Here is a 7,619-nt window from a genome sequence, read left to right as displayed (position 1 = left end):
GAAGTGATTTGATCGGCAGGTGCTCTAAACGGCAGCGGCCCGAACCGATGCCTCAAGCTCCTCCAGGCCGGACTTGCCCATGAGCCGGGCCAGGCAGGCATAGCGCTCCTCGGCTGCATTGCGCCCCGCATGCCGGGCCTGCCGCAAATCCTGAGCATACAGGGCAAGCGTTTGCGGCGAAAGGGTTTCCAGTTCACAGCGCAGGCACTTTTTAAAAGCGCCCCGGCTGTCAGGCACAACCACATGCGGATATTTAGCGGAAGCAGTGCGCATGAAAGCCTCTTCCGCATCAGCAATTTCATCCAGCAGAGGACTGGTGCTTAGCGGAGGCAGGCGGTTATCCATACGGGCGTATTTTTCAATCATGAAATTGCGCCCCGTCTGCTCGGCGCGGCGCAGATCCTCAAGATAGGAGGCAAGCGTTTCGGCGTTGAGCGGCTCGTGAGCCATACGCCGCATAACCCTGAAGCTGTCTGGCCTCTGCTGGCAGAGGGCTGTGCCGCCTTCATTGGGCGTTGCCGGAAACATGACAAGTTCCCGCTCGATAATTTCCGCCAGCAGCGCCTGACGCGCGTCCGACAGTGAGGGTTGCGAGGCCCGTTCCGATGCGTGTCGCGTGGCGGAAATCTCCTGCGGCCCCTGTTCGGCCAAGGCCCGGCGGCACAGGTCAAGATTTTTCCTGTAACTTTCCGCTTCCACGCTGCGCCCTTTACCCAGCCTGTCATAACAGGCCACAGCCTCTTCAAGGGTACGGGCGGCCTCGCTCCACTGCCCGTCCGAAGCCAGCGCCACGCCCAGATTGCCCAGCGAAAAGGCCGTATCCTCGTGTTCGCCGCACACCTTCCGCCGCAGAGACACTGCCTGGCGATGCCAGTCTATGCCCGCAGCGAGCAGGCCACGTTCCTCATACAGGCGTCCCAGATTACAGGATACTCCCGGGCAACAGCCGGTGGGAGCACCTATCAGTTGCAATTACTGCCTGTATTATATAGTCTTGACGAAGATAAGAATTCCCGCCAGCCAACCTTTCCTTCCGGCCTGTTTTTGTTTCACCAGCCTTTCATCTGCCCCAACCTTCTTTCGCTCCGGAGTCTATTATGGACCAAGCTTTCTGGCAGTCCGCCCAGCTCTACGGAAACATCGCCGTCAAACTTGCCGTGGGCCTTGCCACCTTTATATTTGTCTTTCGCACCACAAACCGCGGCCAGCTTGCGCAAATGACCTCCATAGACCTTATCGGCAACTTTGTTATGGGCGGCATTCTGGGCGGCGTCATCTATAATCCGGATATCGGCATCACAAAATTCATCATTGTCCTTGCCATATGGCAAGCCATGGTCATAGCAGTAAATTTTTTGCGCATGCGTACAGAATCCGTGCGTAAAATGATTGTTGGCTCACCAAAGCCCGTGGTTATCAAGGGTAAATTTCTTCAAGACAAATTGACTGAAGCCGGTCTTGATATCGGAGACTTTGCAACACTCATACGAATGCAGGGTATCCACTCCATGAAAGACATATGGAATGCCCAGATAGAACCCAACGGCCAGCTTACGGTGCAGAAAAAAGAAGATCCGCACATTTCAAACGTGGTGCTCAACAATGGGGTTGTTGTTGAAGCCGCACTTGAAGTCATCGACAAGGATGAGGCATGGCTCAAAGCCGAACTGCTGAAGCAGGGCTATGATTCCTATGAAAATATTTTCTTCGCGGAATGGAATGAACAGCGAAACAGCGCCGGAAAGCTTTCCGGAAATCTATATGTCGTTGAACTTGATCATAAAAAAGAAAAGAAAGACAGCAGCGAACCCGTCCCGCCGCAACAGCACAGGCAACCGGCCTGACGCCCGCGCCTGGCAGCACACTGCGGCGCAAGAAATGCGTCCAGACGCTTCTTCAGGCCCACCCAAGGTTGAAAACGGCTAGCGGCTGATCTTGAGAGCAACACAAAAAGAGGACACTATGGGCATAATTTCTTGGATAATCTTCGGAGTAATCGCAGGAGCCATAAGCAAGTTCATCATGCCCGGGCGGATGGAAAACGGATTTGTCATGACATCCCTGCTCGGCATTGTCGGGGCTTGCGTCGGCGGATTTATCGGCACGTCACTGGGTTTCGGGAGAGTTACCGGCTTCAATCTGCCCAGTTTTTTTATTGCCGTGCTTGGGGCCATGATTGTTTTGATTATCTACAGCAAGCTTAAAAGCAGATAACCGCCGTGCATGAACCGTTTGCAGCGCTGTTGCCGGTCAACGCCTGCCGAAGCATGCCCGTGCGAAGACCAGAGGGCGGCCGGGCCACGCACAGACGTACTCTCCGCTGACAGCGCTTGATGCAGGGAGCCGCCCCACTCTGGGCAAGCGCCCCTGCGGCGTGACACCGGGGCAGATACGAGGAGCAAGGGGGAATTTGTGGCTGAAAATGAAAACCGCCCGACAAACGGAGCGGAAAATGGCAACCGCCCGCGAGGGGCCGCGCCTTCAGGCTACGCCCAGGCACACGAAAAAGATGTTTTTTCCGACAAGGTAACCTGGTCGCTTTTTCTGAAGGCGGCGCTTCTGGTGCTGGGCATCTGGTCTGCCTCTGCTCTGGGACTGTACGCTTTCACTGAAGATTACAGTAAATCCGGCACATTCGGCGATTCTTTCGGCGTGTTGAACGCGCTTTTTTCCGGTTTGGCCTTCGCGGGGATTATCGTTTCCATTAAAATGCAGAACGATGAAATGCGCGAACAGCGCAAGGAATTGCAAAAACAGAAAAAAATCGCCCTGCTCTACCACAGGGAAAGGATGTTTCTGCTGCTCATGGACGAATTTAAAAAATCGCGCGAACGCCGCTTTGCCGTTGCTGACGTGCGGATGATCATTCGCGAATGCCTGGGCTGCGATGGGCCGAACGCCCCCGCCGCTGCCACTGTGTCCAGCCTGGTGGCCGAAGTGGAGGGTCTGCTTGCGGCACGCCCGGAGGAAACCCCGCTGCTACAGATTTTGAATCGCAAAGTTTTCCGTCATGAACGGTGCGAAGTTTTTATAAAAACCTTTCGTCAGGCCGCCGACAGCGTAAAAAGATTCGATCCTGCCAGTCGGGGAGAATATTACGACATCCTGTGCAACAGCATGTCTGATGCGGAAGAAGCTCTGCTTTTCCTGTGCTATGCCGCCCGCTACGGCGCCCAGACCGCGAAAAACCCGCAGGCCATGAAGTTGCGCGAAAGCTTTGACGAGATCAAAGCCAGGCTTTAGCGCTGCTTTCATTAAAAACTCTGCGTCTGGGTAAAAAGGCAGAAGTCGTAAAAATATTTTTTTCTGCGCCAAGCCTGAGAAAAAGAAAAAACGTTTTCCGCAAACTAGAGCATTTTAACTTTGAAAAAGTGTAAATGCTCTAACGCTGCACGAAAGTGCAGCGCGCCACAATGTGGCGTGGATTCAGCCGAAAATCGCATTTTTCGGCTGAATGAAAACTTTGAAATGTGAAGCATTTCAAAGTTAATCTGCTCTGCAAGGATTTTCTTGAAAATCCTTGCCACGAAATGCGAGAAGGCAGGCTTTTGCCTGCCGCAAACGAGTATTTCAAGTGTTAAATGCTCTAGGACACGGCGAAAAAAGTTTTCCGCAATAAAATTGGAAAGCCCCGGTGGCGCCGGGGCAATCAGGGATGTGTAAGCAGTTGTTTGGAGACTATGCCTCAACACGGCATCGCTGTCAACATAGTACACCAGTTGTTGTTTTGTTTTATAATGCCTATGCTGTGAAATACGTCAGGAGCAAGAGTTCGCAAGGCAGCCCCTTGCGGGGCCGGGCTGTGGTGCATGCACCCGAGGCTCGAAACGCGCGTGGGCCCCAGATAACATCCGACTGCTGGGCAGCTTTTTGCATTGTGATGAAAGAAAAAATGGGCCATCCGGACGGCTGCGGCAGGAACAAGGGCAATTTCAGCGCGAAACCGTCTGGCGGCAGCGCTGGCAGAAACCCGTACAAAGATCAAGCACAGCGCCAGCGTTACTCAAGGGATTTGTCCCAGCATCTGCCAGTGAAGGCGGCATTACGGGAGGGCCGTGCGCCGTTGCGCGCGGGTAAGGCAAAACGTTGAGAATGACTTTTTCGACCATAAAACCACTTTCGTACGTATTTTCAGTAGCTTTGCACCCCCGCTGTACCCCGACAAAAAAAGGAGCCACAGGGATTACCTGTAACTCCTTGATTTTTCTGGTCGGGATGGCGCGATTTGAACGCGCGTCCTCAGCGTCCCGAACGCTGCGCTCTAGCCAAGCTGAGCCACATCCCGTCGAGAAAGGCAACATATGCGAGACACGTAATTTTGGCAAGCCATTTTTTATTTGTAAAAAAATAAGGGCTGGCGTAGCATGACGTTGGCCTCTTGAGGAACAAAAATCTTTGCGGAGCGAGCAGCCTGTATGACCCGTGTTCTTGTAGTTGATGATTCCACTTTTATGCGAAATGCCATTACCGCCCTGCTGGAACAGGATCCGGAAATCAAGGTTGTCGGTACTGCCAAGGATGGATTGGAAGCCCTGCAAAAAGCCGAGGAACTGGACGCGGACGTCATGACCCTGGATGTGGAAATGCCGCGTCTTGACGGTTTGGAAACCCTCCAGCGGCTTATGAAGGCCACTCCCATGCCGGTACTCATGATAAGTTCTCTGACCGAAAGCGGAGCAGAGAGCACGCTAAAAGCGATGGAGTACGGCGCGCTGGACTTTATTCCCAAAAACATGAGTAATGATCGCGATGCCTTTGGCGCGGAACTGCGGCGCAAGGTCTCGGCTCTGGCACGCCGCAAGACAATTATCCGCCTCAAGTACCGCCGCATCAACAATATCCCCATGCCGGCCGCCCCGCCGCGCACGCAGTCACAGCCCATCGACTATGTGCAGACCCCCTGCCACGGCCCCCGCGATCTGGTGGTTATCGGCGTGTCCACCGGAGGGCCGCCGGTGGTGCAAAAAATACTTTCCGCCCTGCCTGCGGACATTCCGGCCTGCCTCCTGATCGCGCAGCATATGCCCGCAGCCTTTACCGGCCCCTTTGCCAAAAGGCTCGACAGCGTATGCCGCATAGATGTCACCGAAGCTCAGGACGGCGACCGCCTGAAAAATGGACACGCCTATGTCTGCCCCGGCGGCAGGCATATCAGTATCCGCATGCGCGGCCCCCTGCCCGAAGTGGCAGTCACCGAAGAACCCCGCGATGCCCTTTACAAGCCCACAGTCAACCTGCTTATGGAAAGTGCGGGCAAATTTATGGGCCGCCGCACCCTGGGCGTCATGCTCACGGGCATGGGTTCTGACGGCTGCGAAGGCGCAAGGGTGTTGAGGGAAAAAGGCGGCTGTCTCATTGCCCAAAATGAAGCCTCATGTGTAGTATACGGCATGCCCAAGGCAGTAGTGGACGCCAAGCTTGCAAACCAGATTCTCGACGCCGACGACATAGCCCAGGCCATCATGACGATAATCAGAGGCTGATCTAGCAGCGCAGCAGGAAACGACACTATGGAACACACGCTCAATACGTCTTCGCCCATTCTGGAAGCATTGCAGTCCGACGACAGCACGACTATCCGCCATGCCGCCTTCAGTGCGGGCGATATGGCCTTGCAAGACGCCGTCCCCCTGCTTTGCGAGCATATCAAAAGCAGCAATATCGGTGTGCAGGAAGCGGCGGAATATGCCCTGCGCAAGATTCGCGGCCCGCATGTGGTCGCGGCCCTGCTGCCCCTGCTGCGCAGTGACGAAGCTCCGGTGCGCAACGTAGCCATGGACATCCTGCGCGAAATCGGCAGCGACAGCATTGAGAGCATACAGCCCTATCTTCAGGACGATGATCCCGATCTGCGCATCTTTATCGCCGACATTCTCGGCTACAGCCTCACGCATCAGGCCGCCATTCTGCTCGGCAGGGCGCTGCTGAAAGACCCGGAAGTCAACGTGCGCTACCAGGCGGCTGTCAGCCTGGGCAATCAGGCATTTCCCGAAGCCGTGGGCCCACTGTGTCAGGCCATGCACGATGAGGAATGGGTGCAGTTTGCCGTGGTGGAAGCCCTTGCGAAGATCAAGGACCCTTCCGCCGCCAACGGTCTTGTAAAGCTGTTGCCCCAGGCATCTCCTCTGGTAAGTTCCGCCATCATTGACGCTCTGGGCGGCATGGGCGACGTGAAGGCCATTCCCCTGCTTTTCAGTTCGCTTGAAAATGTCAGCGTGCCTTTGCGGCACAAGATCGTCAAAGCCATCGTACAGATTTTGAGCGGCCGGTCCCTGTCGCTTCTTTCCGCCAAATCGCAGGAACGGCTGCGCACGTACCTGCTTGAAGCCCTCACGGACAATGATGAGGATATTCTGCTGGCGGCCCTGCAGGGCCTGAGCGCCATCGGGCGCGAAGACGCCACAAAAGCCATCATCGACATGGCCCTGACCCTGGATGCGGAACGGCAGCCAGAACTTTACGACGCAGCGATCCAGTCGCTCGCTTCGGTCGGTTACAACGATGTGCTTCGCGATGCCTTACGCAGTGATGACGAGCGCCGCGTTGCCATCGCTATGGAGGCATGTCGCCTTCTTGACGACCGCAGGCCCGTGGAAGAGCTGAAAAATATCTATTGGCGCGTTAGCCCGGATCTGCGCCGTGCCGCAGCGGCCGAGGCTGCGATCTTGGGCGACTGTACCGATGTTCCGTTTTTTTTCTCTGTGGTTGAAGAGTCCGACGATGCGGAAGTTCTCAAAAGCGCTCTGGTCTTCTTCGGCAATCAGCACGCCTGCCCTGAAGTGGAGGACGTGGTCTTTGCACAGATCGACCACCGCTATGCGGACGTCAGGGAAATGGCGCTGGAAGCATGCATCAATCTTCACAGCCCCAAGCTCAATGCCCACTTCAAAGAAAGAGCCCGCAGCGACGACCCCGTGCAGCGCATGATGGCAATCTACGCTCTTGGGCGGTACAGCGTGACGGAAAATCTGGAAGAGATAGCCCAGGCGCTTGAAGACCCGTCGCCGCGTGTCAGACAGGTGGCGGTGGAGGCTTTCCAAAACCTTGGGCCACAGGCTGAAGCCTTTTTGCCGAAGCTCATGACCCGTCTGCTTGACGAAGACAAAGACGTGCGGGTGGCGCTGGTGGACCTGCTCGGGCAGATCGGCACTCCGCCCGTCATGCCGCATATTATCGCAGCACTGGCTGACGACAATGACTGGGTGAGAATCCGGGCCATCGAAGCGTTGGGCATGCACAAAATTGCCGAGGCAGTACCCATCCTGGCCCAGATGCTGGAAGACGCCAGCCCCATGGTGACCTTCAAGATAATAGAAGCTCTGGGCATGATCGGCGGCAATGTGGCTTTCACTGTGCTTCTGGGCATGATGGATAATGAAGACCAAGAAATTCAGCATGCTGCGGCAGAAGCGGTGGCAGCCATACAGGCCGAACAGGAGTAGCCATGTCACAGCCTCCTACCATGTTTCCCTATAGTGCGCCGAAAAAAAGCGCCGACGAAACGGAAAAAAAGGATTCCACGGGTTCCGCCACGCCATCCACCGGCATCAGGGACGCAGCGCAGCCCTCTCCGTTTTCGCGCCCCGCTGCCCCCCAGGAACAGCGCCCGGCTTCCGCGG

General features: G+C 55.8%; 7 protein-coding genes and 1 tRNA gene. 5 read left to right on the top strand and 3 right to left on the bottom strand.

Annotation, left to right across the window (positions count from 1 at the left end):
• Window positions 1-24 precede the first annotated feature (24 nt).
• Entirely contained in the window at window positions 25-972 is a 948-nt protein-coding gene (locus tag V6C16_RS05555; RefSeq protein WP_333542864.1) for a DUF4125 family protein, read from the bottom strand.
• A gap of 125 nt (window positions 973-1,097) precedes the next feature.
• Between V6C16_RS05555 and V6C16_RS05550 the strand changes: the two genes are divergently transcribed.
• The 3 genes from V6C16_RS05550 to V6C16_RS05540 all read left to right on the top strand — a co-directional run bounded on the left by V6C16_RS05550 (window position 1,098) and on the right by V6C16_RS05540 (window position 3,243).
• Window positions 1,098-1,844 (top strand): DUF421 domain-containing protein, encoded by a 747-nt coding sequence (locus tag V6C16_RS05550; RefSeq protein ID WP_333536522.1) that lies wholly within the window; start codon window positions 1,098-1,100, stop codon window positions 1,842-1,844.
• 118 nt (window positions 1,845-1,962) lie between these two features.
• On the top strand, window positions 1,963-2,214 hold the full coding sequence (locus tag V6C16_RS05545; protein WP_333536523.1) for a GlsB/YeaQ/YmgE family stress response membrane protein: 252 nt from the start codon (window positions 1,963-1,965) through the stop codon (window positions 2,212-2,214).
• Window positions 2,215-2,412: 198 nt separating this feature from the next.
• Window positions 2,413-3,243, top strand: a complete 831-nt coding sequence (locus V6C16_RS05540; RefSeq protein ID WP_333536524.1) for a hypothetical protein — start codon at window positions 2,413-2,415, stop codon at window positions 3,241-3,243.
• Between the two features lie 104 nt (window positions 3,244-3,347).
• Here V6C16_RS05540 and V6C16_RS05535 read toward each other — a convergent pair whose 3' ends face one another.
• Window positions 3,348-3,716: a hypothetical protein gene (locus V6C16_RS05535; protein WP_333536525.1), complete on the bottom strand. Its 369-nt coding sequence runs from the start codon at window positions 3,714-3,716 to the stop codon at window positions 3,348-3,350.
• A gap of 491 nt (window positions 3,717-4,207) precedes the next feature.
• Window positions 4,208-4,285, bottom strand: a tRNA-Pro gene (locus tag V6C16_RS05530).
• 130 nt (window positions 4,286-4,415) lie between these two features.
• Here V6C16_RS05530 and V6C16_RS05525 point away from each other — a divergent pair.
• Together V6C16_RS05525 and V6C16_RS05520 are read left to right on the top strand one after the other, a co-directional pair.
• A complete protein-coding gene (locus V6C16_RS05525; protein ID WP_333536526.1) occupies window positions 4,416-5,483 on the top strand; it encodes a protein-glutamate methylesterase/protein-glutamine glutaminase in 1,068 nt (355 codons plus the stop codon).
• 27 nt (window positions 5,484-5,510) lie between these two features.
• On the top strand, window positions 5,511-7,442 hold the full coding sequence (locus tag V6C16_RS05520) for a HEAT repeat domain-containing protein (RefSeq protein ID WP_333536527.1): 1,932 nt from the start codon (window positions 5,511-5,513) through the stop codon (window positions 7,440-7,442).
• Window positions 7,443-7,619: the final 177 nt, after the last annotated feature.

The sequence above is a fragment of the Desulfovibrio sp. 1188_IL3213 genome, assembly GCF_036763145.1.
Taxonomy (GTDB): domain Bacteria; phylum Desulfobacterota; class Desulfovibrionia; order Desulfovibrionales; family Desulfovibrionaceae; genus Desulfovibrio.
The sequence above is the reverse complement of the archived record's forward strand: the minus strand, read 5'-3'. Positions and strand labels throughout refer to the sequence as shown.